This window comes from Variovorax sp. NFACC27, from assembly GCF_048301545.1.
In the GTDB taxonomy this organism is placed as follows: domain Bacteria; phylum Pseudomonadota; class Gammaproteobacteria; order Burkholderiales; family Burkholderiaceae_C; genus Variovorax; species Variovorax gossypii.
On record NZ_CP157613.1, the window covers coordinates 4,911,978 to 4,938,314 of the forward strand.

Consider the following 26,337-nt stretch of genomic DNA (forward strand, 5'->3'; position numbering starts at 1 on the left):
CGAAAGTCGTGGTACCGCTAACATCGACGGCCATGATGCGGCCCGCCTCGGTCTTCCTGAATCTTCGCTCGGCGCTGCAGCGTCTCTTCGGTGTCTCGGGCTGGCAGTCGATGCTGCTGTGGTCCATCGTGGCCGGACTGCTCGGCACGCTGGCGACCGAACTCTTTCGCGCGGCACTGCTGGCCTTCGAGCATCTGGTGCTCGGGCCCGGCGAAGGGCTCGTGGCGATGGCCAAGCACCTGCCGTGGTGGGCGCGCATCGCCTGCCCCACGCTCGGCGGGCTGGTGGCGGGACTGCTGCTGGTGCTCGCGAAGCGCGTGGCCGAGCGCAGCGCCACCTCGGACTACATGGAAGCCATCGTGCTGGGCGATGGGCGCATTCCGGTGGCGCAGACGCTGGCGCGCAGCGCGTCGTCGCTGGTGAGCATCGGCACCGGCGGCTCGATCGGGCGCGAGGGCTCGATGGTGCAGCTGGCGGCGCTGGCATCTTCGCTGTTCGGGCAGGTGTTTCGCTTTCCGGCCGAGCGGCTGCGGCTGCTGGTGGCCTGCGGCGCAGCGGCCGGCCTCACGGCAGCCTACAACGCGCCCATTGCCGGCGCCTTCTTCGTCGCGGAGATCGTGCTGGGCTCCATCGCGATGGAGAGCGTGGGACCGATCATCATCGCCTCGGTAGTCGCCAACGTCGCGATGCGGGCGCTGCCGGGCTACCAGCCGCCCTACAGGATGCCGCCGTTCCCGGAAATCCACGGCACCGAGGTCGTGCTGTTCTGCGTGCTCGGCGTGCTGCTGGGCTTCGCGGCGGTCGGCTTCCTGCGCGCGCTGCAGGGCAGCCGGGCGCTCTTCTCGCGGCTGCCGCTCGCGCTGCCGTGGCGGCTGGCGCTGGGCGGGCTCGTGATGGGCGCGGTGTCGGTGCCGATGCCGGAGGTCTGGGGCAATGGCTACAGCGTGGTGAATTCGGTGCTGCACACGCCATGGGCATGGACGCTGATCGCGATGGTGTTGCTCGCCAAGGCGGTCGCCACCATGGCCACGGCGGGCTCGGGCGCGGTGGGCGGCGTGTTCACGCCGGCGCTCTTCTTCGGCTGCATGATCGGCGCGCTGTTCGGCCAGGGCGTGCAGGCGCTGTGGCCGGCGGCGAGTTCGGCGCCCTTCGCCTACGCCATCGTCGGCATGGGAGCCTTCCTGGCGGGCGCGACGCAGGCGCCGCTGATGGCCATCCTGATGATCTTCGAGATGACGCTGAGCTACCAGGTCATGCTGCCACTGATGGCTGCGAGCGTCATCGCGTACTTCGTCGCGCGCTCGGCGAACGCGGGCTCGATGTACGAGATCACGCTGCATCGCAACGCGCAGCGCGACGACCAGATGCGCCTGCGCGGGCTGCACATGCGCGACCTGGTGCAGCCGGCCGAAACGGTGGTCGGACCGCAGGCGGACCGCGAGGCCATGAGCAGGCTCTTCCTGCAGTACCCCGTGAAGTACCTGTACGTGGTGGACGCGGACAACCGCTATCTCGGCGTGGTGCCGCTCTCGTCGCTCGGTACGGCGCCCCAGGAGACGACGGCGGGCGCCCTGCTCTCGCAAGCGATCCAGCCGATCACCGCCGGCACCGGGCTGGGCGAGGCGCTGCAGCGCTTTCTCGACCACCTGGGCGAGCGGCTGCCGGTGATCGAGAGCGCGGAAAACCCCGTGCTGCTGGGCGTGGTCGCCAAGAGCGCGCTGCTGGCCACCTACGTGCGGCTGAGCGAGGCCTGAAAAGGCCCCCAGGGGTTTGATCGGCAGGCGGCAAAGCCGCAGAATCCCTGCCACGCCGGGCAGCGCGTCCGGCCTCGGCGGGACCGCCTCCCCGGGAAACTACAATCGCCAACCATGCCCGCCTCCAGCCCCATCGATCAGATCGCCGAGCGCGTCGAACGACTGCTCGTGCGTCACGAAGAGGTGCAGCGCACCAACGCGCTGCTGCAGGAACAGGTCGATGCGCTCACGCGCGAACGCGACGCACTGAAGTCGCGGCTCGTCGCGGCCCGCACGCGCCTCGATGCCCTGCTCGAACGGTTGCCGGCTGAACCACCTTCCGAAGATTCCCCCGCATGAAGCAGATTGAAGTACAGATCATGGGACAGAGCTATCTGCTCGGCTGTCCCGATGGCGGCGAGGCGCAGCTGCGCGAAGCCGTCGAACGCGTGGATGCCGCCATGTGCAAGATCCGCGACGCGGGAAAAGTCAAGGCCCGCGACCGCATCGCGGTGCTGGCCTCGCTGAACCTGGCATTCGACCTCGCGGCCCAGCAGGCCGCCGCCAGCGCGCCGCCCGCTCCGGCAGCCGCGCCTGATACCACCGAAACCGATCCGAAGGCCGCCCAGCTCATTCAAAGGCTCGATCAGGCCCTGGCGGGCGATGGACATTTGCTCTGAGCGGGTTCCGCCGGCGGGGCGGCAGCGGTAAAATCCGATTCGTCTGCGGTGCGCGTTGGGCTTTATATGTCCTTGTTCCAATGCTCTACGGAGCCGGGCTTGGTAAATCGCTCGACGGGTGTGATCATCTCGCGTCAGATGAACCCGAAGTCCTGCTGCCCTCGCCCACCTGAACCCCGGTTCAGGATGCGAGTCCGGCGCCCACTTGCAGACACCTAATTCCGCCACGGCCCCCTGCACACACTGCTCGGGGCCGTTGCTTTTTGCGATACAGAATTTCCGTGAACGTCTCCAGCCTGCTCGACCCCATCCTCATCGCCGAACTCGCCGCCCTCGGGCTCGGCACCGGTTTCCTCGCAGGCCTGCTGGGCATCGGCGGCGGCATGCTGATGGTGCCCTTCATCACGATCATCATGGGCCACCGCGGCGCGCCGGCCGATCTCTCGGTGAAGATGGCCATCGCGACCTCGATGGCGACCATCATCTTCACCTCGGTGTCGAGCGTGCGCGCGCACCACAAGCGCGGCGCGGTGCGCTGGGACATCGTGAAGCGGCTCGCGCCGGGCATCGTCATCGGCAGCTTGGTGGGCAGCCTGGGCGTGTTCTCGCTGCTCAAGGGCACGGCGCTGGCGATCTTCTTCGCGCTGTTCGTGGGCTTCTCGGCCACGCAGATGTTCCTCGACAAGAAGCCTGCCCCCACGCGGCAGATGCCGGGCACGGGCGGCCAGTTCGCGGCGGGCGGCGCCATCGGCTTCATCTCGGGCCTCGTGGGCGCGGGTGGCGGCTTCATCAGCGTGCCGTTCATGACGTGGTGCAACATCTCCATCCACAACGCGGTGGCCACCAGCGCGGCGCTGGGCTTTCCCATCGCGGTGGCGAACGTGCTGGGCTATGCGGTCAGCGGCCAGTCGGTGCAGGGGCTGCCCGCAGGCTCCTTCGGCTACATCTGGCTGCCCGCGCTGGCGGTGATCGCACTGTGCAGCGTGCTAACCGCACCTCTGGGCGCGAAGGCGGCGCACAGCCTGCCGGTGAAGAAGCTCAAGCGCGTGTTCGCGAGCATCCTCTACCTGCTGGCGGCCTACATGCTCTGGAAGGGCCTGCACGGCTGATCCTTGCAGCTGAAGAAGAAAGGGCGCAAAGCCCTTCGACAGGAGGTGCGACTCGTTGCCGCCCCCGCGGCACGCGCCGTATAACGGGGCCATGAAAATCCTCATCGCAGTCGACGGCAGCGCCTACACACAGAAGGCTCTGGCCTATCTCGTCGCCAACCGCGCCATGTTCGTGGATGGTCACGATCTCGTGATCGTGCACGTGTGCACCGGCATCTCGGGCCATGTCACGCGCCACCTCAGCAAGGAGCTCGTCTCCGACTACTACGCCGAGGAAAGCGCCAAGGTGATCGAGCCCGTGAAGGCACAGCTCGCGGCGCAGGGCATCGCCAACTACACGGTCGACGCGCGCCACGGCCATATCGCCGAGGAAATCCTCAAGTCGGCCGCCGCCGCGCAAGCCGGTCTGATCGTGCTCGGCACGCATGGTCACGGCATCCTGGGCCGCGCGCTGATGGGCTCCGTCGCCACCAAGGTAATCGCCGAGACGAACACCACGGTGCTGCTGGTCCAGTAGTTTTTCTTCTTCGCTCGCTACTGCTGCGTGCGCTGCTGCCGCCATTCGCGCGGCGAGCAGCCGAAGCGTTCCCTGAACGCGCGGCTGAAATGCGCCGCGTCGTTGAATCCCCGGCCATAGGCGATGTCCGCCACCGGACGGCCCGCGAGGCGCGGCTCCAGCAGGTCGCGGCTGCATGCCTCCAGCCTGCGCTCCCAGATGTACTGCGACGGCGTGAGCGGCTCGCTCCTGAACACGCGGTGGATGTGGCTGACCGACACGCCCAGCTCCGTCGCCAGCGTACTGACAGACAGCGACGGATCCGACAACTGCTCGTCGATGCGCCGCTTCACGCGCGCGAGGTGATAGGCGGTGAGATTGCTCAGCGCCGGAGCGCGCGCGGCAGGCAGTGTCTGCAGGCCCGCCACCAGGATGTTCTGCACGCCGTTGGCCACCGCGAGCGCGGAGGCAGGCTGCAGCGTGTCGATGTCCTCGCGCAGCGTATGGATCATGCCCAGCAGCAGGTGCCCCGCGCCCTCGCGCCCCGACACCGTGGTGGCCGTCAGCGCCTCGGTGTCGCGCAGTTCGCTGCGCAGGCGCTCGCCGGGCAGCTTGAGCACGATCTGCTCGAATGACTCGTCGAAGAGCAGCTGGTAAGGCCGGGTGCTGTCGTACAGGGCGAAGTCGCCGGCCGACAGCACCGCGTCTCGGCCGTCCTGCCGCACCACGCCACGGCCGCGCGCCTGGATGCTCACGAGGAAGTAGTCGTCGCCGGAATGCGAGATGTGGCCCGGCGTGCGCATCACCTTCTGCGGGCTCGAGGTGACGACCGACACGTCGAGCCCCGGCAGCGTGTGCTGGCGGATGCTGCCCTCGAAGTCGCGTGTGTCGCCCTCCCGCACGGGGTCGCAGCCCAGCTGCACGTAGACGTTGCAGATCATGTCGGTCCAGTAGGCGAGCCGCTGGTCGCGCGGGACGGCGTCGGTGCTGAGCAGCTGGGTCATCGGGGTTCCTCGGAAGGCCTGGGCAACGAACGGATGCAACGCTGGAACAAGAACGCTGCCAATCCGGGTCAAGGCGTTCCGGCGGCGCGAATCTATGCTTCAAGCAACCCGCATGCCACAGCGCAAACCCGGTGCAGGCACGCGGCGGACGCTTCGCCTCGTTACTTTCATTGCATCTGGAGAACCTTCATGCCGACCACCGTCCATCCCAAGCTGCGCGTCGCCGCAGTGCAGGCCGCCCCCGTGTTCCTCGACCTCGACGGCACCATCGACAAGACCATCGACCTGATGGCGCAGGCCGCGAAACAGGGCGTGAAGCTCATCGCCTTTCCCGAGACCTGGGTGCCCGGCTACCCGTGGTGGATCTGGCTCGATTCGCCGGCCTGGGGCATGCAGTTCGTCCAGCGCTACCACGACAACTCGCTGGTCGTCGGCTCGGCCGAGTTCGAGCGCGTCGCGCAGGCGGCGCGCAGGCTCGGGATCTGGGTGTCGCTCGGCTACAGCGAAAAGGCTGCCGGCAGCCTCTACATCGCGCAGGCGCTCATCGACGACCAGGGCCGCACGGTGCAGACGCGGCGCAAGCTCAAGCCCACGCACGTGGAGCGCACGGTGTTCGGCGAAGGCGACGGCTCCGACCTTGCCGTGGTCGAGACGCCGCTGGGCAACATCGGCTCGCTCTCGTGCTGGGAGCACCTGCAGCCGCTGAGCAAGTACGCGATGTATTCGCAGAACGAGCAGATCCACTGCGGAGCCTGGCCGAGCTTCTCGCTCTACCGGGGCGCAGCCTACGCGCTGGGCCCCGAGGTCAACAACGCGGCGAGCCAGGTGTATGCGGCCGAGGGCCAGTGCTTCGTGATCGCGCCCTGCGCCACCGTGTCGAAGGCCATGAGCGAGCTGATGTGCACCGATGCCGGCAAGCAGCAGATGCTGCGCACCGGCGGCGGCTACGCGCGCATCTACGCGCCCGACGGTTCGCCGCTGGGAACGCCGCTTGCGGAAGACGAGGAAGGCCTGGTCGTCGCCGACATCGACCTCGGCATGATCTCGCTCGCCAAGGCAGCTGCCGACCCCAGCGGCCACTACTCGCGGCCCGACGTCACGCAGCTGCTGCTCAACAAGACGCGCCGCGAGCCCGTCGTGGTGCAGCAGTCGCCATCGCCCTTGCCTTCGCCGGAACCCGAGAGCAGCGCGACCGAGCCGGTCGCGGCCTGAACCTCCGGAGGCACGCCATGGAATCCGCCATTGCCGAGCACCTGAAGTGCCCCCGCACGCGGCACCGCCGCGTGGAAGACGACTACGTGCCGCCCTACCCCGTGTGGTCGGCCCGCGCCCCGGTTTCGGTGAAGCAGGTCGTGATGGGCTTCTTCGGCGTGCAGTCGCACGGCCCCGGGATGCAGGGCCGCGCTTGCGCCGCGCTGATGAAGATCGCGCGCGACTTCGCCCTGCCCGACGGCCCCGGCCATCACGACCTGACGCACTACGTCGACGCGCAAGGCTTCGACAACATGATCGCCATCGCCTACTGGAGCGATCCTGCCGCGTACGCCCGCTGGTGCGCGACACCCGCGGTCGACGCATGGTGGCGCTCCGACGAGCGGCTCACGGAAGGCTTGGGCTACTTCCGGGAGATCGCCTCACCGCGCGTCGAGCACTTCGAGACCATGTTCAACACGCCCGACCGCTTCGAGGGAGTCGGCGTGGTGATGGGCAGCGTCAGCGGCGAACTGCCGGAGCACGGCTACTGGGGTTCGATGCGCGACCGCATTCCGCTGTCGCAGACCGACGCGATGGCGCCCTCGGGCGCGCGCGCAGTGATCGCAGGCATGCCGGCTCCCGGTCAGCGCGTGCGCATCGCTGGGCACGAGAACATCGCGATGATCCGCTCCGGCCAGGAATGGACCGACACCACTGGCCAGGAACGCAAGCTCTACCTGGAAGACATGGAGCCCGTGCTGCGCGAAGGCATGGATTTCCTGCGCGACCAGGGCCTGCCCATCGGCTGCTACAGCAACCGCTACATGCACCACCTCGACGCGCAAGGCTCGCCGCTGCAGAAATCCTTCGGCCTGAGCTACTGGCGTTCGCTGGCCGACATGGAGCGCTGGGCCGAGTCGCACCCGACGCACGTCGCAATCTTCGGCAGCTTCATGCGCTACGTGCAGGCGCTGAACTTCCAGCTGCAGCTGCGCGTGTACCACGAGGTGTCGGTGCTCAAGGCCGACGAGCAGAGCTACGAATACGTCAACTGCCACGCGGGCAGCGGGCTGATGAACGGACTCGCGCCCTCCTCGGCTTGAACCGGCTCAGGCCGCGAAAAGGCCCTTGTGCTCGGTGCGCAGCAGCGCTTTCTGCACCTTGCCCATGGCGTTGCGCGGCAGCTCGGGCACCACGAAGCAGCGCTTGGGGATCTTGAAGTTGGCGAGCTTCGACTTGAGTTCCGCCACGATGGCGTCGCCATCGAGCGCTGCGCCCGCCTTGGGGATGACGATGGCCACGCCCACCTCGCCGAAGTCGGGGTGCGGCACGCCGACCACCGCGCTCTCGGCCACGCCGGCCATCTCGTTGATGTAGCCCTCGATCTCGGCGGGGTACACGTTGTAGCCGCCGCTGATGATCAGGTCCTTGCTGCGCCCGACGATGGTGATGTAGCCGCGGCCGTCGATCTTGCCGACGTCGCCGGTCTTGAAGAAGCCGTCGGCGGTGAACTCTTCCTTCGTCTTCTCGGGCATGCGCCAGTAGCCCGCGAACACGTTGGGGCCGCTGACCTCGATGTTGCCGATCTCGTCGGTGGTGCAGTCGCGGCCGCTGTCGTCGCGCACGCGCAGCTGCACGCCCGGCAGCGCGAAGCCCACGGTGCCGCCGCGGCGCTCGCCCTGCTCGGGCTTGTAGGGGTTGGAGGTGAGCATGACCGTCTCGCTCATGCCGTAGCGCTCCAGAATCGTGTGGCCGGTGCGCTCGCGCCATTCGTCGAAGGTCTCGATGAGCAGCGGCGCCGAGCCCGCGACGAACAGGCGCATGTTGCGCACCGCCTCGCGCGTGAGGCCCGGCTCGGCCAGGAGGCGCACGTACAGCGTGGGCACGCCCATGAACACGGTGGCCTCGGGCAGCTTCTGCACGACGCGCTTCGGGTCGAACTTCGCGAACCACAGGATCTTGCTGCCGTTGAGCAGCGCGCCGTGCAGCGCAACGAACAGGCCGTGCACGTGGAAGATGGGCAGCGCGTGGATCAGCACGTCGCCTTCGGTCCAGCCCCAGTAGTCCTTGAGCACCTCGGCGTTCGACAGCAGGTTGCCGTGCGTGAGCATCGCGCCCTTGCTGCGGCCGGTGGTGCCGCTGGTGTAGAGGATGGCGGCCATGTCGCCGGCCTTGCGCTTTGCCGGCACGTGCCGGTCGCTGCACTGGGCCGCCACCTCGAGCAGCGTGCCGGTGCGGTCGTCGTCCAGCGTGAAGACGTGCCTGGTGCCCGCCGCGCTCGCAATGGGCGCAACCCACGACGCGTTGCGGCTGGTGCACACCACCACGGCCGGCTCGGCGTTGCCGATGAAGTATTCGATCTCGGCGCTCTGGTAGGCGGTGTTCAGCGGCAGGAACACATAGCCCGCGCGCAGCGTGGCAAGGTACAGCAGCATCGCCTCGACCGACTTCTCGACCTGCACCGCAATGCGCGCGCCCTTCTCCAGCTTCAGTGCGTCGAGCAGGTTGGCGATCATGGCGCTGGCGCGCTCGATGTCGCGCCAGGAATAGAACAGGCCGTTGTCGGTTTCGACGGCAATCGCGTCGAGGTCGGCGGGAAATGCCGCGCGCAGGGCGGCGAACAGGTTGGCGTTGGCGGTCTTCGTCATTCGGACAGGTTCTTCTCTTCAGAAATTCGGGCGGCGCTTCGCAAGGAACGCGGCGATGCCCTCGCGGTGCTCCGCGGAATCGGCGTAATCGTAAGCAGTGGCCAGCAGCACATGAGCCGAGGGCGCGCCGGCACGCAGCGCCGCGAAGGTCGCCTTGTGCAGGCGCGCGGCCTGCGGCGAGAGCACGGCGATGCGCTGGGCGTGCGACTGCGCTGCGAGTGCCACCTCGTTGTCGGGCAGCACCTGCAGCAGGAAGCCTGCGTCGTACAGGCGCTGCGCACCGTGCACGCCGGCGGCCAGCAGCATGTCGCGCGCGAGCACGTCGCCGATGGCGCCGTGCACCAGCGCGGCTTCGCGCGGCGCCATCGGAAAGCCGAGCTTGGCGATGGGCGCGCCGAACTTCGCGGACGCGCCTGCCAGGCGGATGTCGCAGCAGCTGGCGATCTCGATGCCCGCGCCCATGCAGGCGCCTTCGATCTGCGCGACCAGCGGCAGCGGGCAGTCGAGCATGGCCTGCAGCGCGGCCCAGACCTCGTTCTCGTGGAACTCGCGCAGGCTGGGCTCGCTGAAGCGGAACGACGGGTACTCGGAAATGTCGCCGCCCGCGCAGAAGGCGCCGCCCTCTCCGCGCACGACCACGCAGCGCAAGGCGCTGTCGCCTTCGCTGCGCAGGCCGTCGAACACCGCGCGCAGCTCGCGCCACATGGCGCGCGTCATGGCATTGAGGCGCCCCGCGTTCGACAGCGTGACGACCGCGACGGCGCCGTCGCGGCGCAGGGAGATGGAGCTTTCAGTCGTCATTCGAGCTTGGCGCCCGACGCCTTCACCACTGCGGCCCAGCGCTTGATCTCGGCATTCACGAAGCTGCCGTAGGCGGTGGTGGTGAGGTTCGGGATCTCGGAACCGTTCTGGGCCCAGATGCCCTTCAGGTCATCGGTGGCCAGCGCCTTCTTCATGTCGTCGATGGCGCGCGTCTGCGTATCGGCCGGCGTGCCCTTGGGCGCCCACAGGCCGTACCAGGTGGTCACGGTGTACTCGGGCAGGCCCACTTCGGCGGCGCAGGGTACGTCGGGGAAGGCGGGGTTGCGCTTGGCGCCGGCCACCATCAGCGCCTTGATGCGGCCGCTCTTGATGTGCTGCGCCGAGGAGCCCAGGCCGTCGAACATCAGGTCGACGTTGCCCGAGATCAGGTCGGACAGCGCCGGGCCCGCGCCACGGTACGGAATGTGGGTGATGAAGGTGCCGGTCTGGATCTTGAAGAGCTCGCCCGCCAGATGGTGCGAGGTGCCCGAGCCGGCCGAGCCGTAGTTGAACTTGCCGGGGTTGCGCTTCACCAGCGCGATGAATTCCTGGATCGTGTTGGCCTGCACCCGCTTCGGGTTGATGACCACCACCTGCGGCACGTTGGCCAGCAGCATCAGGGGCGCGAAGTCCTTCTCGATGTCGTAGTCGAGCTTCGGATAGATGGATGGCGCGATCGCGTGGTGCACCGCGCCCATGAAGAGCGTGTAGCCGTCGGCCGGCGCCTTGGCGGCGATGCTGGCGCCCAGCGTGCCCCCTGCCCCGCCGCGGTTGTCGATGACCAGCGTCTGGCCCGCGACGCGCGAGAACTGCCCCGAGAGCGGCCGCGCGAAGGCGTCCGTGCCGCCACCGGCCGGGAATGGCACGATCATGGTCACGGGCTTCGTCGGCCAGCCCTGCTGGGCCCGCGCGGCGCCGCACAGAACGGCCGCCCCGGCGGCGGCCACGCGCAGTACGTCGCGGCGCTGAAAGCTTGGGTTCATTTGTCTCATCTCCTGTGTGTCGTTGTGGATCTTGCCGCCCCGTGCGGCTGCCGGCCATCGGTGCACCGGCTCTTTGCTCTGTTTCGACTTTCCAGACTCTCTCGACTTCCTCGACCTCCTCTTCGACGGTCTTCAGCCTTTCTTGAAATACAGGCTCTCGACGTCTCCCGATACTGCCACCTTGCCCTCGGCAAGCCAGGTGCGATGCTTGTCCAGGCGCTTGAGGTCATAGAGGTAGTTGACCATGAGTCCGTAGGACTGCTTGTGCCCCTTGGGCGACGGATCGCCTGCCCAGTTCAGGCGCTCGACGCGCGCGCCGTTGCCCAGGTGGAAACGCGCCACCGGATCGGCCGGCGTGCCGTCGACCAGCGCGCGGCCGAGGTACTCGGCGGCCGCCTGCATCAGCCATTGCCGCAGCGGCGACTTCGCATCGAAGGTGGCGGCGGCGTCCACCGCGGCGAGCAGGCGCTCGGCGGTCGGCGGCAGCGAGCCGACGAGACGGCCGATCTCGGCCTCGCGCTTCTCGTCGAGGCGCGGCAGCAGGTCGGCGGCGTTCTTCGCGAGCCAGGTGCGGAAACCCGGAATCGGCGAGAGCGTGGCGAAAGTCTTCAGGCGCGGCAGCTCGTCCTGCAGCGTCTCGACCACGCGCTTGATGAGCGAGTCGCCGAAGCTCACGCCGCGCAGGCCGTTCTGCGTGTTGCTGATCGAATAGAAGATGGCGGTGGTCGCCCGGGCGGCGGGCACCGGTACGGCGGCCTCGTCGAGCAGCGGCGTGATGCCGGCGCTGATGCGGTCGACCAGCGCCACCTCGACGAAGATCAGCGGCTCGTTGGGCAGGCGCGGATGGAAGAAGCCGTAGCAGCGGCGGTCGCTGTCGTCGAGCCGGTTCTTCACGTCGGACCAGCTCTTGATGTCGTGCACCGCCTCGTAGCGGATGAGCTTCTCGATCAGCGAGGCCGGCGAATCCCAGTCGATGCGGCGCAGCTCGAGGAAGGCGACGTCGAACCAGGTGGAGAAGAGCTGCTCCAGCTCGGCGTCGAGCGCGAGCAGGCGCTTGTCGGCCTTCAGGCATGGCAGCAGGTCGGCGCGCAGGTCCACCAGAAAGCGCATGCCCTCGGGCTCGACCGCGAAGCGCTGCAGCAGGCGCATGCGCGGCGACACCAGCGCGCGGCGCAGGCGCAGCTCGGCCTGTCCTTCGTCGGGCGTGCCGACGGCTGCCTGGTGCTGGTCGCGGGCGGCCTTGAGCTTTTGCGCATCGGCCGCGAAATGCTCGCTCATCAGCGACCAGTAGTCGCGGCGCTCGTCGGCCGTGGCTGCGCGGTAGGCATCGGCGATGGCATGCGCGCGGCGGCCGCCCTCGACCTCGCTCACGCGCGGGTCGATCACGGCCTGCAGGTCGGCCAGCACCCGGCGCAGCGCGCGCGGCGAGAGGGCTTCGTCGGCCTTGCGCAGCGTGGCCTGCAGGCGCTCGGCAGTCGTGCGCGCACTGGGCTTGGGCGCATTCTTCGACGCGCTCTTCGCTGCGCCTTCCGGTGCCACCGGCACCTTCGACTTCTCGCCAGAACGCAGCCGCGCCTGGAACCATTCGGTCGCACTCATCGGGGCACTCCAATGCTTGAGGGGGTTGTCACGACATCACCCTGGATTTCTGCTGGCGCGCGACCTCGCGCAGCGCCTCGCGCTGCCGGGTCAGGTGCGTGCGCATGGCGGCGTCGGCGCCTTCGCTGTCGCGCGCCTTCAGCGCCGCGAACACGGCCAGGTGCTCCGACAGGCTCTGCTCGAGCCGCCCCGGCGCATGCAGCTGCTGCAGGCGGGCGAGCTTGAGGATCTTGCGCAGGTCGCCGATCACCTGTGCCAGCCACTTGTTGTCGGCCAGCTTGATGATCGCCTCGTGGATGATGTGATTGGTGGCGTAGTAGTCGTTGATGCGCTTGGCCTTGGCGTGGCGCACCAGCCGCTCGTGCAGCGCGTCGAGCTCCTGCAGTTCGGCGTCGCTGGCGTTGCGGGCGGCCTCGTAGGCACAGCGGCCTTCGAGCAGAGCGATGACGGGGAAGATCTCGTCGAGGTCGCGCTCGGTCACCTCGTTGACGAAGCAGCCCCGGCGCGGCTCGTGCCGCAGCAGGCCTTCGGCGGTGAGCACCTTGAGCGCTTCGCGCAACGGCGTGCGCGAGATGGAAAGCCGCTCGCACAGGGCGATTTCATCGACGAAGCTGCCGGGAGCCAGCGAGCCGTCGAAGATCTGCTCGCGCAGCGTGGCGGCGACTTCGTCGTGCAGGGAGTTGGGGACCAGGCGCATGAATCAGGACCGCATAATTTCCTGTAATTACGCGTAATTCTGAGCCTGCATCCGGTTCGATGCAAGTGCCGCGCAACGGATGCGCGGCTGGTAGTTACCCTGAAAACTCAGGGCTCAACGGGCCCTCCGAAGGCTCAGGCGCGGGCGGTGGCCGTCTTGCCGCCGGTGCGGCCGAACCAGAACCACAGCGCGATGCCGGCAACGACCATCGGGATGCTGAGCCACTGCCCCTGGCTCAGGTCGAGCGCGCGCAGGCCCAGGAAGTCGTCGGGTTCGCGGAAGTACTCCGCCACGAAACGCAGCACGCCGTAGCCGATCAGGAACACCGCGGCCACCTGCCCCTGCCTGCGCTCCTTGCGCGCATAGAGCCACATCACGACGAAGAGAAGCAGCCCCTCGAGCAGGAACTGGTAGACCTGCGAGGGATGGCGCGGCAGCATCGAGTTGCTCTGCGGAAACACCATGCCCCAGGGCAGGTCGGGGCTGCTGAAGCGCCCCCACAGCTCGCCGTTGATGAAGTTGCCCACGCGGCCGGCCGCGAGGCCCGTCGGCACGCAGGGCGCGACGAAGTCCATCACCTGCCAGAAAGGACGCTTGCGCGAGTGCGAGAACCACACCATCGCGCCGATCACGCCGAGCAGTCCGCCATGGAAGCTCATGCCGCCCTGCCACACGTAGAGGATTTCGAGCGGATGCGTGAGATAGAACTCGGGCTTGTAGAACAGGCAGTAGCCCAGCCGTCCGCCGACGATGACGCCCATCACGCCGAGGAAAAGAATGTCCTCGATGTCCCGGCGCTGCCACACGCCCGCGTCCACCAGGCTGCGGAAAGGCTCGTGCCGCAGGCGGCGCGTGCCGAGGAAATAGAACAGCGCAAACGCGGCCAGGTAGGTCAGGCCGTACCAGTGGATGGCCACCGGCCCGATTTGCAGGGCGATGGGATCGATATGCGGATACATGAGCATCCGCGGATTGTGCCCCGGCCGAATGTCGGGCCCGAGGCGGGGCTTTTCGGGCCCGCTCAGGCGTGAATCAGCGCCCGAACTTCCACCAGACGAGCCCCGCCACCACGGCCGGCACTGCGAAGATCAGCAGGAAGATCGGCAGCTCCTCGGCCACCGAATACCCCGCCTTGATCACGCCCACGGCCATGTTGATGCCCGCGCCGACGAACCACGCCGGAATGAACCACTTGGCCGCCACGGCCAGCGCCGCCGAAGAGTCGTCGCCCAAGAGGCGCCCTGCCAGCAGGAACACCGCCAGCAGCACGAAGCCGCCGCCCATCACCATGATCGTGTGCATGTCGTTCGTCCTCCAAGCGGCATCTTGCCGGATCTGCACGCGGGTCAGCGCGTCGTGTAGCCGCCGTTGGCGAAGATCGTCTGGCCGGTGATCCACCAGCCCTCGGTGACGAGGAAGCGCACGATGGGCGAGATGTCCTCGATGTCGGTCAGGCCCTTCTTCGAGAACTTGCTGAGCGCGGCGGCGCTGCTGTGGTACTCGACGGCTTCCTTGCTCTCCTGGCCGTAGAAGAACGGCGTGTCCATGGGGCCGGGGCCGATGGCGTTGACAGAGATGCCGCGCTCGCCGAATTCCTTCGATGCGGCGCGCGTGTAGTGCTCCACCGCCGCTTTCGAGCCCGGGTAGATCGCGTAGAACGGCGTGTAGGCCGCCAGCAGCGAGCTCACCAGCGTGACGATGCTGCCGCCGTCTGCCAGCGTGCGGCCCGCCTGCTGGATGAAGAAGAAGGCAGCCTTGGCGTTGGCGTCGAAGCTCTTGTCGTAGTCGGCCTCGGTGACGTCGAGGATCGGCTTCTTGATGACCACGCCGGCCGTGTTGATCGCGATGTCGACCTGGCCGAAATGCTTCACCGCCTTGTCGAACAGGCCGACGCAGTTCTCGACCACCGAGAGGTCGCCCTGCACCAGCAACGTGTCGGCGCCCTTGGCCTTGAGTTCGGCGGCGGTCTTCTCGGCGTCGGTGCGTGAGGCGTCGCTGTTGTAGTGGATGGCGATGCCGCGGGCGCCGCCGTCGACCATCTGGTGGCCGATGAGGGCGCCGAGGTTCTTGCCGCCGCCGGCGATGACGACGACCTTGTTCTTGAGAGTACGTGCGGACATGGGTGAGCTCCTTGAAGTAAAGCGTGATGCGTGACGAGAGCCTTCAGTCTATTGATGGCTCCGTCACTGATAAATCACCCATCCAAGGCTAGACTGTTCAATAAATCACGAACAATCAAGCCGATATCGAAGAACGACGATGGACCGCATCGACCTACTCCAGGTTTTCGTGTGCGTGGCCGAAACCGGCAGCTTCACGCGCGCCGCCGACCGCCTCGGCCTGCCGCGCGCAAGCGTCTCGACGGCCGTGCAGCAGCTCGAAACCCGCCTCGGCTCGCGCCTGCTTCACCGGACCACGCGCCGCGTCGGCCTCACGCCCGACGGCGAAGTGATGCTGGAGCGCGCCCGCGCGCTGGTGGCCGACATGGAAGACGTGGAGCAGCAGTTCCTCCCCGCGCACGGCCAGGTGAGCGGACGCCTGAAGGTCGACGTGCCCAGCCGCATCGCGCGGCGGCTCATCGCGCCGGCGCTTCCGGAGTTCTTCGGGCGCCATCCGGCCATCGAGCTCGAGCTGGGCTCCAGCGACCGCGCGGTGGACCTCGTGCTCGAGGGCGTCGACTGCGCACTGCGTGTCGGCCCGATGGCCAGCAGCAGCCTCGTGGCGCGCCCTCTCGGGCACTTCACGCTGATCAACTGCGCGAGCCCGGCCTACCTGGTCCGCCACGGCACGCCGCGCACGCCCGCCGACCTGCCGCAGCACATCGCCGTCAACTACGCCTCGCCGACCAGCGGCCGCGCCGCGCCCTGGGAGTGGCTGCGCGACGGCGAGATCGCGACGCTGCGCATGCGCAGCCAGGTGGCGGCGAACAACGCCGAGACCTACATCGCCTGCGCGCTGGCAGGACTGGGCCTGATCCAGATCCCGGCCTACGACGTGCGCGAGCACCTCGCGGCCGGCGAGCTGGTCGAGGTGCTGCCCGATGCCCGCGCCAAGCCGCTGCCCGTGCAGCTGGTGTATCCGCACCGGCGCAACCTGTCGCGGCGTATGCAGGCCTTCGCGGGCTGGCTCGAAACGGTGCTGGCCGATTCGCTCGACCGGCCTGCGGCATCGGCATCCGGCCGGCCGCGCAAGACGCGCTGAAGCGGCGGCTGCGAGCCTCGCTCAGGGCTTCGTACGGTCCGCGCGTCCGTAGGGCACGCTGCGGATGAACCTGAACTCCCCGTCGCGCAGCTCGTAGAACTCCACCACGTCCTTGCCGCTGCTGTTCGAGCTGTCGATGTCGCCCGCCTGCACCAGCAGCCGGCTCGACAGCTTGTAGATGAGTTCCTGGCCGTCTTCCTTCTCGTACTGCGACTTCAGCGGATAGACGCTCATCAGTGCGTTCGGCATGCTGATGGCATGGCCGGTGCTCGCGTCGATCACCGCCCCCACGTTGCAGCCGCCCGTGCCGCAGCCCCAGCGCGTGACGATGTAGCGCCCGGCGAAACTGGGCTTGCTGCTGGCGATCGCCTCGCGCAGCCGGGTGCGGTAGCTGCGGGAGAAATCGCTGTCGAGTACGAGCGGGTGGTTCTTGCCGGTATACGGCGCGTCGGCCGGATAGTCCTTGAACTGCGGCACGGCGGGCGACGCGGGCGACGTGGGCGTCATCTGCGCCGTGGCAGCCGCGCTGCACAACAGCAGCGCCAGCAAGGCAAATCGCGTCTTCGTCTTCATTCGGTTCCCTCCTCCCTGTTCTTCGGATTGGCGCCCCGCTCGCGCACGAAGGCGATGAAGCGGGCAAGCGCCGGACTGACCGCTCCCTCGGGCCACACCAGGCTGGTCTCGCAGGCAGGCAGCACGGGCGTATTGCGTCGTCGCGCGGCCGGTGCGAATTCCGAGGCACGCCGGTACACCACCCCCGCGCGGCGGAACTGCGTGACGCTCTCGGGCACCCAGGCCACGCCGATGCCGCCCGAGACGAGGTTCACGATGGTCTGCATCTGGATCGCCTCCTGCCCCAGTTGCGGCGTGCGCCCGGCCGCGTGGTACAGGTCGAAGATGGCGTCGTGCAGCGAAGGCACGATGCGGCGCGGAAAGATCACCAGCGGCTCGGCCAACACGTCCGCCAGAAGCAGCCTGTCGGTGCGCGCAAGCGCATGCCGTTCGGGCAACGCCAGCACCAGAGGCTCTTCCGACACGGCCAAACGCGCGAGTCCGGGCGGCGCGGCGCCGGGCGAATGCAGCATCAGCCCGGCATCGATCTCGCCGCGCGCGAAGGCTTCGAGTTGCACGTCGCCGGTGGCCTCGACCAACTCCAGCGCCACTTCCGGGCACAGCACACGGAATTCGCGCACCCAGGCCGGCAGCTGCTCGAAACCCACCGTCGAGACGAAGCCGATGCGCACCCGCCCCACCTGCCCCGCCGCCGCCGCGCGTGCCCGCGCCGGCAGCGCCTGCGCGCGGGCCAGCAGCTCCCGCACGTCGGGCAGCAGCGCCTCGCCGGCCGGCGTGAGCGCCACGCGCCGCCGGGTGCGGTCGAACAGCACCACGCCCAGCGTCTTCTCGAGCTGGGCGATGGCCTGCGTGACCGGGGGCTGCGTCATGTGCAGGCGCTGCGCTGCCCGGCCGAAGTGCAGCTCTTCGGCCACAGCGACGAACTGGCGCCAGGCGCGCAGGTCGATGAGTGCTTCATTCATATGCCGAGCATATCAATCTGCAATTGAAAATGGATTGGAAGCAATCAATCAGAAGTCCGATACTTGGACTCCCCCGATCTCCCCACGACAGAAGAGACACCATGGACACCAAGCCAATCCAGATCAACCGCCGCAGCGCCAACATCGTCGAAGGCAAGAGCCGCGCCCCCAACCGCTCGATGTTCTACGCCATGGGCTACGAGGAAGGCGACTTCAAGAAGCCGATGGTCGGCGTCGCCAACGGCCACAGCACCATCACGCCCTGCAACTCGGGCCTGCAGAAACTGGCCGACGCGGCCATCGCCGGCATCGAGGAAGCCGGCGGCAACGCGCAGGTGTTCGGCACCCCCACAATCTCCGACGGCATGGCCATGGGCACCGAGGGCATGAAGTACTCGCTGGTCAGCCGCGAAGTCATCTCGGACTGCATCGAGACCTGCGTCGGCGGCCAGTGGATGGACGGCGTGCTCGTGGTCGGCGGCTGCGACAAGAACATGCCCGGCGGCCTCATGGGCATGCTGCGCGCCAACGTGCCGGCCATCTACGTCTACGGCGGCACCATCCTTCCCGGCAAGTACAAGGGCCAGGACCTGAACATCGTGAGCGTGTTCGAGGCCGTGGGCCAGAACGCGGCCGGCAACATGAGCGACGAGGATCTGCTGGAGATCGAGAAGCGCGCCATTCCCGGCACCGGCTCGTGCGGCGGCATGTACACGGCGAACACCATGTCGAGCGCATTCGAGGCGCTGGGCATCTCGCTGCCCTACTCGTCGACCATGGCCAACCCGCACGACGAGAAGGCCAACTCGGCCAAGGAATCGGCCAAGGTGCTGATCGAGGCGATCAAGAAGGACCTGAAGCCGCGCGACATCGTGACCAAGAAGGCCATCGAGAACGCCGTGGCCGTCATCATGGCCACCGGCGGCTCGACCAACGCGGTGCTGCACTTCCTGGCCATCGCGCACGCCGCGGGCGTGGAATGGACCATCGACGACTTCGAGCGCATGCGCAAGAAGGTGCCGGTCATTTGCGACCTGAAGCCCTCGGGCAAGTACCTCGCGGTCGACCTGCACCAGGCCGGCGGCATCCCGCAGGTGATGAAGGTGCTGCTGAACGCGGGCCTGCTGCACGGCGACTGCATCACCATCAGCGGCCAGACCATCGCCGAGGTGCTGAAAGACGTGCCCGACGTGCCGCGCGCCGACCAGGACGTGATCCGCACCATCGACAACCCCATGTACGCCGAAGGCCACCTGGCGATCCTGAAGGGCAACCTGTCGCCCGAAGGCGCGGTCGCCAAGATCACCGGCCTGAAGAACCCGGTCATCACCGGCCCGGCGCGCGTGTTCGACGACGAGCAGTCGGCGCTCAAGGCCATCCTGGACGGCAAGATCAAGGCCGGCGACGTGATGGTGCTGCGCTACCTCGGCCCCAAGGGCGGACCGGGCATGCCCGAGATGCTGGCGCCGACCGGCGCACTGATCGGCGCGGGCCTCGGCGAGAGCGTCGGCCTCATCACCGACGGCCGCTTCTCCGGCGGCACCTGGGGCATGGTGGTGGGCCACGTGGCGCCCGAAGCGGCTGCCGGCGGCACCATCGCCTTCGTGAACGAGGGCGACTCGATCACCATCGACGCGCACCAGCTCAAGCTCGAACTCAACGTGCCCGAAGCCGAGATCGCCAAGCGCCGCGAAGGCTGGAAGGCACCGGCTCCGCGCTACACGCGCGGCGTGCAGGCCAAGTTCGCGTTCAACGCATCGAGCGCCAGCTCGGGCGCCGTGCTCGACAAGTTCTGAGATCGCTCAAGCCATCATCCACGCGCCGTAGCCGAAGGCCAGGAACCCGAGGCCTACGATCGCGAGGATGCTGCGCGACTGGAAATCCATCGCCGGCGGCAGGCTTTGCACGAGAAAGTGCAGCATGGCGCCGGCGCCTATGGTCATGAAGCCGGCGCCGAACTGCTTCATCGGGCTCGGGTCCGGGTAAAGAAACACGAGTGCGAAGCCGGCCAGGAAGACGAGGTTGGCGAGCACCGTACCGCGCGTGCGCCAACGCTTCTGCGCCGGCGTGGGCTCGCGCACCGGCGGCGGCTTGCCTCCACGGCCGGACTTCTCGCGCGCCTCCTTCACCGCCATGCCGATGAAGAACAGGCCGAACATGGTCGGAAACGCGCCGAAGATGCCAAGCCCCCAGACCCCGCCCCACATGTTCTGGAAATCGGCCACCAGCGCCTGCGAAGGGTCGGTCACGCTGTAGCGCACCTCGACCGGGTCGCCCCATTCCTTGTCGGAAAGGCCGCCGCCCAGCCCCTTGACGCGGCGCTTCTGGCCATCGGGCGCGACGTACTCGACGACGGGCGCTCGCGACACCGTCGTGCGCCCCTTGCTGTCTCGGCTTTCCTCTTCGACGAATTCGACCAGGCTGCCCTGCACGCTGGTGGTGCCGGCGATCGACTGGTACCTATGCCAGCCGAGGGTGGCTGCGCCATAGAGGCCGGCGCAGCCGATGAGCAGCGCCCCCACGCCCACGCCCCAGAAAAAGTTCTTCAGCCATCCCACGAGCCCGCCGATGGCCGGGCCGACCAGCAGCGAAAGTCCGAAGACGATCAGCGCGCGGGTGGTGGCTTCCTCGTCCATGGCACTTCAGCGTGATGCATGCGGTGCGAGGACTCCGGCCGATGGAAGAAGCGTCTCAGCGGCGCGGGCGCTGCCCGTTGCTGGTCTTCATGCCCATGTTGGTCTTCTGCCGGTCGATGCGCGCCTGCTTGCGCCTGTCTTCGCGCTCGACGACCTTGCGCTTGGTGTAGCCCGACGAATCGGCCCAGGCCCACCAGGCGACTGCCATTGCGAATGGCGACAGCACGATCCACCAGCTCCAGCTGGCGACCATGCCGATTTCGAAGTATTTGAGGGCCAGCGCAAGCAGGCCCAAGCCGAGAAACCACATCGCGAATCCCTCAGGGTTGTATTGGCACCGCATTCGTGCGCCGTGCACGGTGCTGCCTAAAATCGCGTTGAGTCGAATGTAACTCAGCCCTTACCAATTACATCCCCCATGAAAAGAGTCTTGTTGTCGGCAGCCCTGGGCCTCGGCCTTGCGGGAGCCGCTGCGCCCGCCCTCGCCGACCTGGCACTGGCGACTTCGAAGAACTGCATGAGCTGCCACGCTGTCGAGCGCAAGGTGCTCGGCCCGTCGTTCAAGGACGTTGCCGCCAAGTACAAGGACGACAAGGGCGCCGTCGACGCCCTCGCCAGCAAGATCATGAAGGGCGGCTCCGGCGTGTGGGGACCGGTGCCGATGCCGGCGAACAACCAGGTCAGCGAAGCCGACGCCAGGAAGCTCGCCGCCTGGGTGCTTTCGACGAAGTAAGCCCCAGGGACTTTCGCATCACACCTGCGGGTTGATGTCCGCCGGCACGGGCCGGCGCTCGATGCGATCCTCGAGCTGGCCGATGTGCGCGGCCATGGTGTTGTCGGTCTGGTCCGAACGCAGGCGGATCGCCGTCTCGAGCTGCTCCAGCCGCGCCAGGATCGCCGACTGGCGGTCGGCGTTCTGCGCCATGTGCTTGTTCTCCTGCGCCTCCAGGAAGTTGCGCAGCTCGGTGAAGCGCGAAGCCTCGGCCTTGTCGGCCAGGTCGCGCTGGGCCTGCATCTCCTTGGTGTGGCGCTTGGTGTCGATCAGCACCGAGCTGTGCAGGTACAGCACGTAGACGAGGAAGAAGGCCGCCAGCACCGCGGTCAGCCCCAGCATGATCAGTCCCAGCGGGGCCGAGACGGTCATGAAGCCCAGCCACACGTCGGTGGGCGTGGACAGCGCGCCCCAGTTGAGCGCGGCGAGCGCCACGATCAGCAGCACGACGACGAAAAGAAAAGCGGATCTCACGCCCATTGGAGGCCTCCTTCGGAAAGATCGAACACATGGGAAACCCGCGCGCTTCGAGGCGCGCGGTGATCCGATGGTTTTACCTCAGCGAAGAGCCCCGTTCGGTGCAAATGGCCGCATTAACGGCCACGTCCTACAGCACTAGTGCTCGGTTGGTCTGAGATAGCTGCCCCAGGATCGCAGGGTTCTGCCGGCACATCACATCGCTGCGCGATATGAGTGCCGTCTTCACCTACGCGCGTGCTTCGCACGCACCGGCCTTCGGCCGGATCCCGGATCAGTTCGTCTGCGACAACTGCTCCAGGATCGCAGGGTTCTCGAGCGTCGAAGTGTCCTGCGTGATCGCCTCGCCCTTGGCGATGCTGCGCAGCAGGCGACGCATGATCTTGCCGCTGCGGGTCTTGGGCAGGTTGTCGCCGAAGCGGATGTCCTTGGGCTTGGCGATCGGGCCGATTTCCTTGGCGACCCAGTTGCGCAACTCGTTGGCGATCTGCTTGGCTTCTTCGCCCGTTGGGCGTGCGCGCTTGAGCACGACGAAGGCGCACACGGCTTCGCCGGTCACGTCGTCGGGGCGGCCCACCACCGCGGCTTCGGCCACGAGGTCGGTCTTGGCGACCAGCGCCGATTCGATTTCCATGGTGCCCAGGCGGTGGCCCGACACGTTCAGCACGTCGTCGATGCGGCCGGTGATGCGGAAGTAGCCGCGGTCGGCGCTGCGCACCGCGCCGTCGCCGGCGAGGTAGATCGTGCCGCCCATCTCCTCGGGGAAGTAGCTCTTCTTGAAGCGCTCGGGGTCGTTCCAGATCGTGCGGATCATCGAGGGCCACGGCCGCTTGATGACCAGCATGCCGCCGGCGCCGTTGGGCAGGTCCTTGCCTGTCTCGTCGACGATGGCGGTCATGATGCCCGGCAGCGGCAGCGTGCACGAGCCCGGCACCAGCGGCGTGGCGCCCGGCAGCGGCGTGATGACGTGGCCGCCGGTCTCGGTCTGCCAGAAGGTGTCGACGATGGGGCAGCGCTCGCCGCCCACATTGCGGTGGTACCACATCCATGCCTCGGGATTGATCGGCTCGCCGACCGAGCCCAGGATGCGCAGGCTGGTGAGGTCCCAGTTCTTCGGGTGCACCTTCTCGTCGCCGTCGGCCGCCTTGATGAGCGAACGGATTGCGGTGGGCGCCGTGTAGAACACCGACACCTTGTGCTTCTCGATCATCTGCCAGAAGCGGCCCGCGTGCGGGAAGGTGGGGATGCCCTCGAACACCACCTGCGTTGCGCCGGCCGCGAGCGGTCCGTAGGCGACGTAGGTGTGGCCGGTGATCCAGCCGATGTCGGCGGTGCACCAGAACACGTCTTCGGGACGGATGTCGAAAGTCCAGTCCATCGTGAGCTTCGCCCACAGCAGGTAGCCTCCGGTGGAATGCTGCACGCCCTTGGGCTTGCCGGTGGAGCCCGAGGTGTAGAGGATAAAGAGCGGATGCTCGGCGTTGACCGGCACGGGCGCGCACTCGGTGCTCTGCCCGTTCAGCGCCTCGGTGAAGGTGATGTCGCGGCCCTCGACGCGGTTCCATGCGGTGGGCGTGCGCTCGTACACCAGCACGGTCTTGATCGACTCGCAGCCGCCGAGCGCGATGCCGTCGTCCACGATGGCCTTCAGCGGCAGCTCCTTGCCGCCGCGCAGCTGGTAGTTGGCGGTGATGACGGCCACCGCGCCCGCGTCGATGATGCGCTCCTGCAGCGCCTTGGCCGAGAAGCCGCCGAACACCACGCTGTGGGTGGCGCCGATGCGCGCGCAGGCCTGCATGGCGACGACGCCCTCGATGGTCATCGGCATGTAGACGATGACGCGGTCGCCCTTCTTGATGCCGCGCGCCTTCAGCGCATTGGCGAACTGGCTTACGCGGGCGAGCAGTTCCTTGTAGGTGACCTTGGTGACGGTGCCGTCGTCGGCCTCGAAGACGATGGCGGTCTTGTTCTCGACCGGAGTGCCGACGTGCCTGTCGAGGCAGTTCGCGCTGGCATTGAGTTCACCGTCGCCGAACCACTGGTAGAACGGCGCATTCGATTCGTCGAGGGTCTTCGTGAAGGGCTTGGTCCAGTTCAGGTTGTCCTTGGCCAGGCGGGTCCAGAACCCTTCGAAGTCCTGTTCGGCCTCCTTGCACAGGGCCTCGTAGGCAGCCATGCCGGAAATGCGCGCGCCCTGGGTGGCGCGGGTATCGGGCGGGAACACGCGGTTCTCGACCAGGACGGATTCAATGTTCTTCGATGCGCTGCTGCTCATGCTCTTTGTCTCCAGGAGGGGTGCGGCCGTAATGTCGGCGGGCCCACTTACGGGTCACTGACGGTTGCGATGTTAGAGCCTGTTCGATAGCCCTCTCGGGGTTATCACGAGTGCGTCACTGGGACACCCCTAGAATTCCCGGTCCCCCACAACCGCCCTGCCGATGTCCGCTCCCGATCCTTTCGATACCCGGAACCCGCCCGTACCGCGCCGTGGTTCACCGCTTCGCCCCCTGCCCAAGCTGATCTTCGCGAGCCGCTGGCTGCAGCTGCCGCTGTACCTGGGCCTGATCGTGGCGCAGGCCGTGTACGTGGTGCACTTCCTGGTCGAGCTGCTGCACCTGGTCGAGGCTGCTTTCGGCAGCAAGGAAGCGCTGCAGGCGCTGATCACCAGCATCGGCTACAAGACCACCGCGCCGGTCGGCACGCTGAACGAGACGGTCATCATGCTGGTGGTGCTCGCGCTCATCGACGTGGTGATGATCTCCAACCTGCTCATCATGGTGATCGTGGGCGGCTACGAGACCTTCGTGAGCCGCATGGACCTCGAAGGCCACCGCGACCAGCCCGAATGGCTGAGCCATGTGAACGCCTCGGTGCTCAAGGTGAAGCTGGCCACCGCCATCATCGGCATCAGCTCCATCCACCTGCTGAAGACCTTCATCAACGCGGACAACTACACCGACCGCGTGCTGATCGCGCAGACCGTGATCCACATCGCGTTCCTGTTCTCGGCCATGGCCATCGCCTACACCGACCGGCTGATGGCGCCAGCCCACCCGCCGGGCGACCCGCACTGAGTTCCTAACCCCGATCCTGGCCGGCCTGCGATGCAATGTCCCAGGCCGGCGGGTCGGTGAAGCGTGCGGCCAGGAAGTCGAGCATCGTGCGCAGCGTGGCCGGCATGTGCTTGCGCGATGCGTATACCGCGTACATGCCCACCACCTGCGGCTCGAAATTCGCGAAGAGCCGCACAAGTTCACCGGACTGCAGCAGCTGGCATGTGAGATAGGTCGGCAGCATCGCGATGCCGGCCCCAGCCCTCGCCAGATACATCAGGCTCGCAGCATCGTTGGTCGAAACGTTGCCACCCACGGCCACGGACACCGGCTCCCCGCTCTCCTTGCGCGTGAAGTTCCAGAGGCTGCGGCCGAAATACGAGTGAGTGAGGCAGTTGCGCTGCGCCAGCTCTTCCACGCTCGACGGCCTGCCGTGCTCCTTCAGGTAGGCCGGTGAAGCGCACACCACCGAGCGGCAATCCGTAAGCCGCCGCGCGATCAGGTTCGGGTCGATCTCCGCCGCCACGCGGATCGCGAGGTCGATGCGCTCGTCGACGAGGTTCACCGCGCGGTCCAGCAGCACCAGGTCGACCGCAACGCCCGGATAGAGCCGCACGTACTCGGCCATCGCATCGGCCAGTTGGGCCTGCGCGAACGATGTGCTGGCCGTGATGCGTAGCTGCCCGCGCGGCGCCTCGGCCGGATGCCGCACCGCCGCCTGCATGTCGCCCGCGAGTTCCAGCACCTGGCGGCAGCGCGGCAGCAGTTCCTCGCCGGCGGCAGTGAGGCTCAGGCGGCGCGTCGTGCGGTGTAGCAGGCGCGCGCCGGTCCATTGCTCCAGTTCGGCCACGTAGCGTGTGACCACCGGGCGGGACATGTCGAGCTTGTCGGCCGCGGCCGAAAGGCTGCCCGAATCGACCACCGTCACGAACACGCGCATTGCATTCAATCGATCCATTCGAACGATTTTAGGAATAAACAAGCGCGCAAATCGAGGTATTTCTTTCGAAAGCAGAAACCTAAGATTCGACTCATCCCATCCGATCTTTCACAGGAGTCACCATGAGCCACATCGCCATCATCGGCGCCACCGGACGCGCCGGCAGCCAGCTTCTCGAGGAGGCCCTGCGCCGCGGCCACACCGTCACCGCCATCGCCCGCAAGGCCAGCGCCAAGCTGGCGGGCCGCGCCAACGTGAAGGCCGTCGACCTCGACGTGCTCGACAGCGCCGCCCTCGAGAAGACGCTGGCCGGCCACGACGCCGTGTTCAGCGCCGCGCATTTCGCCACCGTGCCTCCCGCGGCCATCATCGAGCCGACGAAGCGCGCCGGCGTGAAGCGCCTGCTGGTGGTCGGCGGCGCGGGCAGCCTGTTCGCCGCACCCGGCCTGAAGGTGATCGACACACCGAACTTCCCCGATGCCTATCGCGCCGAAGCCTCGGCCGGCGGCGTGTTCCTCGACACGCTGCGCAACGAGAAGGACCTCGACTGGACCTTCCTGTCCCCCTCCGCCGAATTCGTCGAAGGCGAGCGCACGGGCAAGTTCCGCCTGGGCAAGGACGACCTGCTCGTGAGCGCCGAAGGCCGCAGTTGGATCACCTTCGCGGACTACGCGATCGCGTTCATCGACGAACTCGAAAAGCCGGCTCACTCGCGTCAGCGTTACACCATCGGCTACTGAGCCGCAGGCAACAACAAAAAAGGACCCTCGCGGGTCCTT

At 67.5% G+C, this 26,337-nt stretch carries 28 protein-coding genes; 12 read left to right on the top strand and 16 right to left on the bottom strand.

All coding sequences use genetic code 11. The features are described from left to right. Positions 1-32: 32 nt before the first annotated feature. The 5 genes from ABL840_RS23010 to ABL840_RS23030 all read left to right on the top strand — a co-directional run bounded on the left by ABL840_RS23010 (position 33) and on the right by ABL840_RS23030 (position 4,039). Positions 33-1,754: a ClcB-like voltage-gated chloride channel protein gene (locus ABL840_RS23010; protein ID WP_093306316.1), complete on the top strand. Its 1,722-nt coding sequence runs from the start codon at positions 33-35 to the stop codon at positions 1,752-1,754. A gap of 114 nt (positions 1,755-1,868) precedes the next feature. Continuing rightward, a complete protein-coding gene (locus ABL840_RS23015; protein ID WP_019652365.1) occupies positions 1,869-2,093 on the top strand; it encodes a hypothetical protein in 225 nt (74 codons plus the stop codon). Continuing rightward, positions 2,090-2,413, top strand: coding sequence for a cell division protein ZapA (locus ABL840_RS23020; protein ID WP_093306314.1), 324 nt, complete (start codon positions 2,090-2,092; stop codon positions 2,411-2,413). Before ABL840_RS23015 ends, ABL840_RS23020 begins: the two co-directional genes overlap by 4 nt. 281 nt (positions 2,414-2,694) lie before the next feature. Next, positions 2,695-3,522 carry a sulfite exporter TauE/SafE family protein gene (locus tag ABL840_RS23025; RefSeq protein ID WP_093202489.1) on the top strand — a complete coding sequence of 276 codons (828 nt, stop codon included), beginning with the start codon at positions 2,695-2,697 and terminating at the stop codon, positions 3,520-3,522. Between the two features lie 91 nt (positions 3,523-3,613). Next, positions 3,614-4,039: a universal stress protein gene (locus ABL840_RS23030; RefSeq protein WP_093306313.1), complete on the top strand. Its 426-nt coding sequence runs from the start codon at positions 3,614-3,616 to the stop codon at positions 4,037-4,039. A 17-nt stretch (positions 4,040-4,056) separates the two neighbouring features. Here the strand turns inward: ABL840_RS23030 and ABL840_RS23035 are convergent, their stop codons facing one another. Next, positions 4,057-5,022 (bottom strand): helix-turn-helix domain-containing protein, encoded by a 966-nt coding sequence (locus ABL840_RS23035; protein ID WP_093202494.1) that lies wholly within the window; start codon positions 5,020-5,022, stop codon positions 4,057-4,059. A gap of 189 nt (positions 5,023-5,211) precedes the next feature. On the opposite strand from ABL840_RS23035, the gene ABL840_RS23040 reads away from it, so the two are divergent. Both ABL840_RS23040 and ABL840_RS23045 read left to right on the top strand, forming a co-directional pair. Further along, positions 5,212-6,234, top strand: coding sequence for a carbon-nitrogen hydrolase family protein (locus tag ABL840_RS23040; protein WP_093306311.1), 1,023 nt, complete (start codon positions 5,212-5,214; stop codon positions 6,232-6,234). Positions 6,235-6,251: 17 nt separating this feature from the next. Further along, positions 6,252-7,319, top strand: a complete 1,068-nt coding sequence (locus tag ABL840_RS23045; RefSeq protein ID WP_093306310.1) for a phenylacetaldoxime dehydratase family protein — start codon at positions 6,252-6,254, stop codon at positions 7,317-7,319. A gap of 6 nt (positions 7,320-7,325) precedes the next feature. On the opposite strand, the gene ABL840_RS23050 is transcribed toward ABL840_RS23045, so the two are convergent. From ABL840_RS23050 to ABL840_RS23085, 8 genes are all read right to left on the bottom strand, one after another. Continuing rightward, entirely contained in the window at positions 7,326-8,864 is a 1,539-nt protein-coding gene (locus tag ABL840_RS23050; RefSeq protein WP_093202504.1) for a malonate--CoA ligase, read from the bottom strand. A gap of 18 nt (positions 8,865-8,882) precedes the next feature. Further along, on the bottom strand, positions 8,883-9,665 hold the full coding sequence (locus ABL840_RS23055; RefSeq protein ID WP_093202506.1) for an enoyl-CoA hydratase/isomerase family protein: 783 nt from the start codon (positions 9,663-9,665) through the stop codon (positions 8,883-8,885). Next, positions 9,662-10,648 carry a Bug family tripartite tricarboxylate transporter substrate binding protein gene (locus tag ABL840_RS23060; protein ID WP_093306308.1) on the bottom strand — a complete coding sequence of 329 codons (987 nt, stop codon included), beginning with the start codon at positions 10,646-10,648 and terminating at the stop codon, positions 9,662-9,664. The genes ABL840_RS23055 and ABL840_RS23060 overlap by 4 nt, the downstream gene beginning before the upstream one ends. Positions 10,649-10,780: 132 nt before the next feature. Then, positions 10,781-12,247, bottom strand: a complete 1,467-nt coding sequence (locus ABL840_RS23065) for a malonyl-CoA decarboxylase (RefSeq protein ID WP_093306306.1) — start codon at positions 12,245-12,247, stop codon at positions 10,781-10,783. 28 nt (positions 12,248-12,275) lie between these two features. Continuing rightward, on the bottom strand, positions 12,276-12,944 hold the full coding sequence (locus tag ABL840_RS23070; RefSeq protein ID WP_093202514.1) for a GntR family transcriptional regulator: 669 nt from the start codon (positions 12,942-12,944) through the stop codon (positions 12,276-12,278). Positions 12,945-13,078: 134 nt separating this feature from the next. Continuing rightward, a complete protein-coding gene (gene lgt, locus ABL840_RS23075; RefSeq protein ID WP_093202516.1) occupies positions 13,079-13,909 on the bottom strand; it encodes a prolipoprotein diacylglyceryl transferase in 831 nt (276 codons plus the stop codon). 67 nt (positions 13,910-13,976) lie between these two features. Continuing rightward, on the bottom strand, positions 13,977-14,246 hold the full coding sequence (locus ABL840_RS23080; protein ID WP_093306304.1) for a hypothetical protein: 270 nt from the start codon (positions 14,244-14,246) through the stop codon (positions 13,977-13,979). 44 nt (positions 14,247-14,290) lie between these two features. After that, entirely contained in the window at positions 14,291-15,064 is a 774-nt protein-coding gene (locus tag ABL840_RS23085; RefSeq protein ID WP_093306302.1) for an SDR family oxidoreductase, read from the bottom strand. A gap of 139 nt (positions 15,065-15,203) precedes the next feature. On the opposite strand from ABL840_RS23085, the gene ABL840_RS23090 reads away from it, so the two are divergent. Next, positions 15,204-16,145 carry a LysR family transcriptional regulator gene (locus ABL840_RS23090; protein WP_093306301.1) on the top strand — a complete coding sequence of 314 codons (942 nt, stop codon included), beginning with the start codon at positions 15,204-15,206 and terminating at the stop codon, positions 16,143-16,145. Positions 16,146-16,166: 21 nt separating this feature from the next. Here the strand turns inward: ABL840_RS23090 and ABL840_RS23095 are convergent, their stop codons facing one another. Together ABL840_RS23095 and ABL840_RS23100 are read right to left on the bottom strand one after the other, a co-directional pair. After that, on the bottom strand, positions 16,167-16,718 hold the full coding sequence (locus ABL840_RS23095; protein ID WP_093306299.1) for a hypothetical protein: 552 nt from the start codon (positions 16,716-16,718) through the stop codon (positions 16,167-16,169). Continuing rightward, a complete protein-coding gene (locus tag ABL840_RS23100) occupies positions 16,715-17,680 on the bottom strand; it encodes a LysR family transcriptional regulator (protein ID WP_093202529.1) in 966 nt (321 codons plus the stop codon). The genes ABL840_RS23095 and ABL840_RS23100 overlap by 4 nt, the downstream gene beginning before the upstream one ends. A gap of 101 nt (positions 17,681-17,781) precedes the next feature. Here ABL840_RS23100 and ilvD point away from each other — a divergent pair, with 101 nt between their 5' ends. Continuing rightward, the gene (ilvD, locus tag ABL840_RS23105; protein ID WP_093306297.1) at positions 17,782-19,476 is read left to right on the top strand and encodes a dihydroxy-acid dehydratase; all 1,695 of its coding nucleotides are present in this window, start codon (positions 17,782-17,784) and stop codon (positions 19,474-19,476) included. A gap of 6 nt (positions 19,477-19,482) precedes the next feature. On the opposite strand, the gene ABL840_RS23110 is transcribed toward ilvD, so the two are convergent. Further along, positions 19,483-20,316 carry a DUF3592 domain-containing protein gene (locus tag ABL840_RS23110; protein WP_093306295.1) on the bottom strand — a complete coding sequence of 278 codons (834 nt, stop codon included), beginning with the start codon at positions 20,314-20,316 and terminating at the stop codon, positions 19,483-19,485. 55 nt (positions 20,317-20,371) lie between these two features. After that, complete coding sequence (locus tag ABL840_RS23115; protein ID WP_093202537.1) at positions 20,372-20,626, bottom strand: TIGR04438 family Trp-rich protein; 255 nt, start codon at positions 20,624-20,626, stop codon at positions 20,372-20,374. A gap of 108 nt (positions 20,627-20,734) precedes the next feature. Here ABL840_RS23115 and ABL840_RS23120 point away from each other — a divergent pair, with 108 nt between their 5' ends. Then, positions 20,735-21,049: a c-type cytochrome gene (locus ABL840_RS23120; RefSeq protein WP_093306293.1), complete on the top strand. Its 315-nt coding sequence runs from the start codon at positions 20,735-20,737 to the stop codon at positions 21,047-21,049. An 18-nt stretch (positions 21,050-21,067) separates the two neighbouring features. Here the strand turns inward: ABL840_RS23120 and ABL840_RS23125 are convergent, their stop codons facing one another. Both ABL840_RS23125 and acs read right to left on the bottom strand, forming a co-directional pair. Then, positions 21,068-21,568 (bottom strand): Signal transduction histidine kinase, encoded by a 501-nt coding sequence (locus tag ABL840_RS23125; protein WP_093202541.1) that lies wholly within the window; start codon positions 21,566-21,568, stop codon positions 21,068-21,070. Positions 21,569-21,839: 271 nt separating this feature from the next. Beyond that, on the bottom strand, positions 21,840-23,840 hold the full coding sequence (gene acs / locus ABL840_RS23130; RefSeq protein WP_093306291.1) for an acetate--CoA ligase: 2,001 nt from the start codon (positions 23,838-23,840) through the stop codon (positions 21,840-21,842). 163 nt (positions 23,841-24,003) lie between these two features. Between acs and ABL840_RS23135 the strand changes: the two genes are divergently transcribed. After that, positions 24,004-24,639 carry a YqhA family protein gene (locus tag ABL840_RS23135; protein ID WP_093306290.1) on the top strand — a complete coding sequence of 212 codons (636 nt, stop codon included), beginning with the start codon at positions 24,004-24,006 and terminating at the stop codon, positions 24,637-24,639. Positions 24,640-24,643: 4 nt separating this feature from the next. Here the strand turns inward: ABL840_RS23135 and ABL840_RS23140 are convergent, their stop codons facing one another. Continuing rightward, on the bottom strand, positions 24,644-25,576 hold the full coding sequence (locus ABL840_RS23140) for a LysR family transcriptional regulator (RefSeq protein WP_093202548.1): 933 nt from the start codon (positions 25,574-25,576) through the stop codon (positions 24,644-24,646). 104 nt (positions 25,577-25,680) lie between these two features. Here ABL840_RS23140 and ABL840_RS23145 point away from each other — a divergent pair, with 104 nt between their 5' ends. Beyond that, a complete protein-coding gene (locus tag ABL840_RS23145; RefSeq protein ID WP_093306289.1) occupies positions 25,681-26,298 on the top strand; it encodes an NAD(P)-dependent oxidoreductase in 618 nt (205 codons plus the stop codon). Positions 26,299-26,337 lie beyond the last annotated feature (39 nt).

Coding starts and splice junctions, on each gene's coding strand:
- ABL840_RS23045 (WP_093306310.1), top strand. CDS start 6,252: ATGGAATCCGCCATTGCCGAGCACCTGAAGTGCCCCCGCACGCGGCAC.
- ABL840_RS23070 (WP_093202514.1), bottom strand. CDS start 12,944: ATGCGCCTGGTCCCCAACTCCCTGCACGACGAAGTCGCCGCCACGCTG.
- ABL840_RS23135 (WP_093306290.1), top strand. CDS start 24,004: ATGTCCGCTCCCGATCCTTTCGATACCCGGAACCCGCCCGTACCGCGC.
- ABL840_RS23080 (WP_093306304.1), bottom strand. CDS start 14,246: ATGCACACGATCATGGTGATGGGCGGCGGCTTCGTGCTGCTGGCGGTG.
- ABL840_RS23100 (WP_093202529.1), bottom strand. CDS start 17,680: ATGAATGAAGCACTCATCGACCTGCGCGCCTGGCGCCAGTTCGTCGCT.
- ABL840_RS23090 (WP_093306301.1), top strand. CDS start 15,204: ATGGACCGCATCGACCTACTCCAGGTTTTCGTGTGCGTGGCCGAAACC.
- ABL840_RS23115 (WP_093202537.1), bottom strand. CDS start 20,626: ATGTGGTTTCTCGGCTTGGGCCTGCTTGCGCTGGCCCTCAAATACTTC.
- ABL840_RS23030 (WP_093306313.1), top strand. CDS start 3,614: ATGAAAATCCTCATCGCAGTCGACGGCAGCGCCTACACACAGAAGGCT.
- ABL840_RS23065 (WP_093306306.1), bottom strand. CDS start 12,247: ATGAGTGCGACCGAATGGTTCCAGGCGCGGCTGCGTTCTGGCGAGAAG.
- ABL840_RS23110 (WP_093306295.1), bottom strand. CDS start 20,316: ATGGACGAGGAAGCCACCACCCGCGCGCTGATCGTCTTCGGACTTTCG.
- ABL840_RS23095 (WP_093306299.1), bottom strand. CDS start 16,718: ATGAAGACGAAGACGCGATTTGCCTTGCTGGCGCTGCTGTTGTGCAGC.
- ABL840_RS23010 (WP_093306316.1), top strand. CDS start 33: ATGATGCGGCCCGCCTCGGTCTTCCTGAATCTTCGCTCGGCGCTGCAG.
- ABL840_RS23020 (WP_093306314.1), top strand. CDS start 2,090: ATGAAGCAGATTGAAGTACAGATCATGGGACAGAGCTATCTGCTCGGC.
- ilvD (WP_093306297.1), top strand. CDS start 17,782: ATGGACACCAAGCCAATCCAGATCAACCGCCGCAGCGCCAACATCGTC.
- ABL840_RS23040 (WP_093306311.1), top strand. CDS start 5,212: ATGCCGACCACCGTCCATCCCAAGCTGCGCGTCGCCGCAGTGCAGGCC.
- ABL840_RS23145 (WP_093306289.1), top strand. CDS start 25,681: ATGAGCCACATCGCCATCATCGGCGCCACCGGACGCGCCGGCAGCCAG.
- ABL840_RS23120 (WP_093306293.1), top strand. CDS start 20,735: ATGAAAAGAGTCTTGTTGTCGGCAGCCCTGGGCCTCGGCCTTGCGGGA.
- ABL840_RS23055 (WP_093202506.1), bottom strand. CDS start 9,665: ATGACGACTGAAAGCTCCATCTCCCTGCGCCGCGACGGCGCCGTCGCG.
- ABL840_RS23035 (WP_093202494.1), bottom strand. CDS start 5,022: ATGACCCAGCTGCTCAGCACCGACGCCGTCCCGCGCGACCAGCGGCTC.
- lgt (WP_093202516.1), bottom strand. CDS start 13,909: ATGCTCATGTATCCGCATATCGATCCCATCGCCCTGCAAATCGGGCCG.
- ABL840_RS23085 (WP_093306302.1), bottom strand. CDS start 15,064: ATGTCCGCACGTACTCTCAAGAACAAGGTCGTCGTCATCGCCGGCGGC.
- ABL840_RS23015 (WP_019652365.1), top strand. CDS start 1,869: ATGCCCGCCTCCAGCCCCATCGATCAGATCGCCGAGCGCGTCGAACGA.
- ABL840_RS23060 (WP_093306308.1), bottom strand. CDS start 10,648: ATGAACCCAAGCTTTCAGCGCCGCGACGTACTGCGCGTGGCCGCCGCC.
- ABL840_RS23125 (WP_093202541.1), bottom strand. CDS start 21,568: ATGGGCGTGAGATCCGCTTTTCTTTTCGTCGTCGTGCTGCTGATCGTG.
- ABL840_RS23050 (WP_093202504.1), bottom strand. CDS start 8,864: ATGACGAAGACCGCCAACGCCAACCTGTTCGCCGCCCTGCGCGCGGCA.
- acs (WP_093306291.1), bottom strand. CDS start 23,840: ATGAGCAGCAGCGCATCGAAGAACATTGAATCCGTCCTGGTCGAGAAC.
- ABL840_RS23140 (WP_093202548.1), bottom strand. CDS start 25,576: ATGGATCGATTGAATGCAATGCGCGTGTTCGTGACGGTGGTCGATTCG.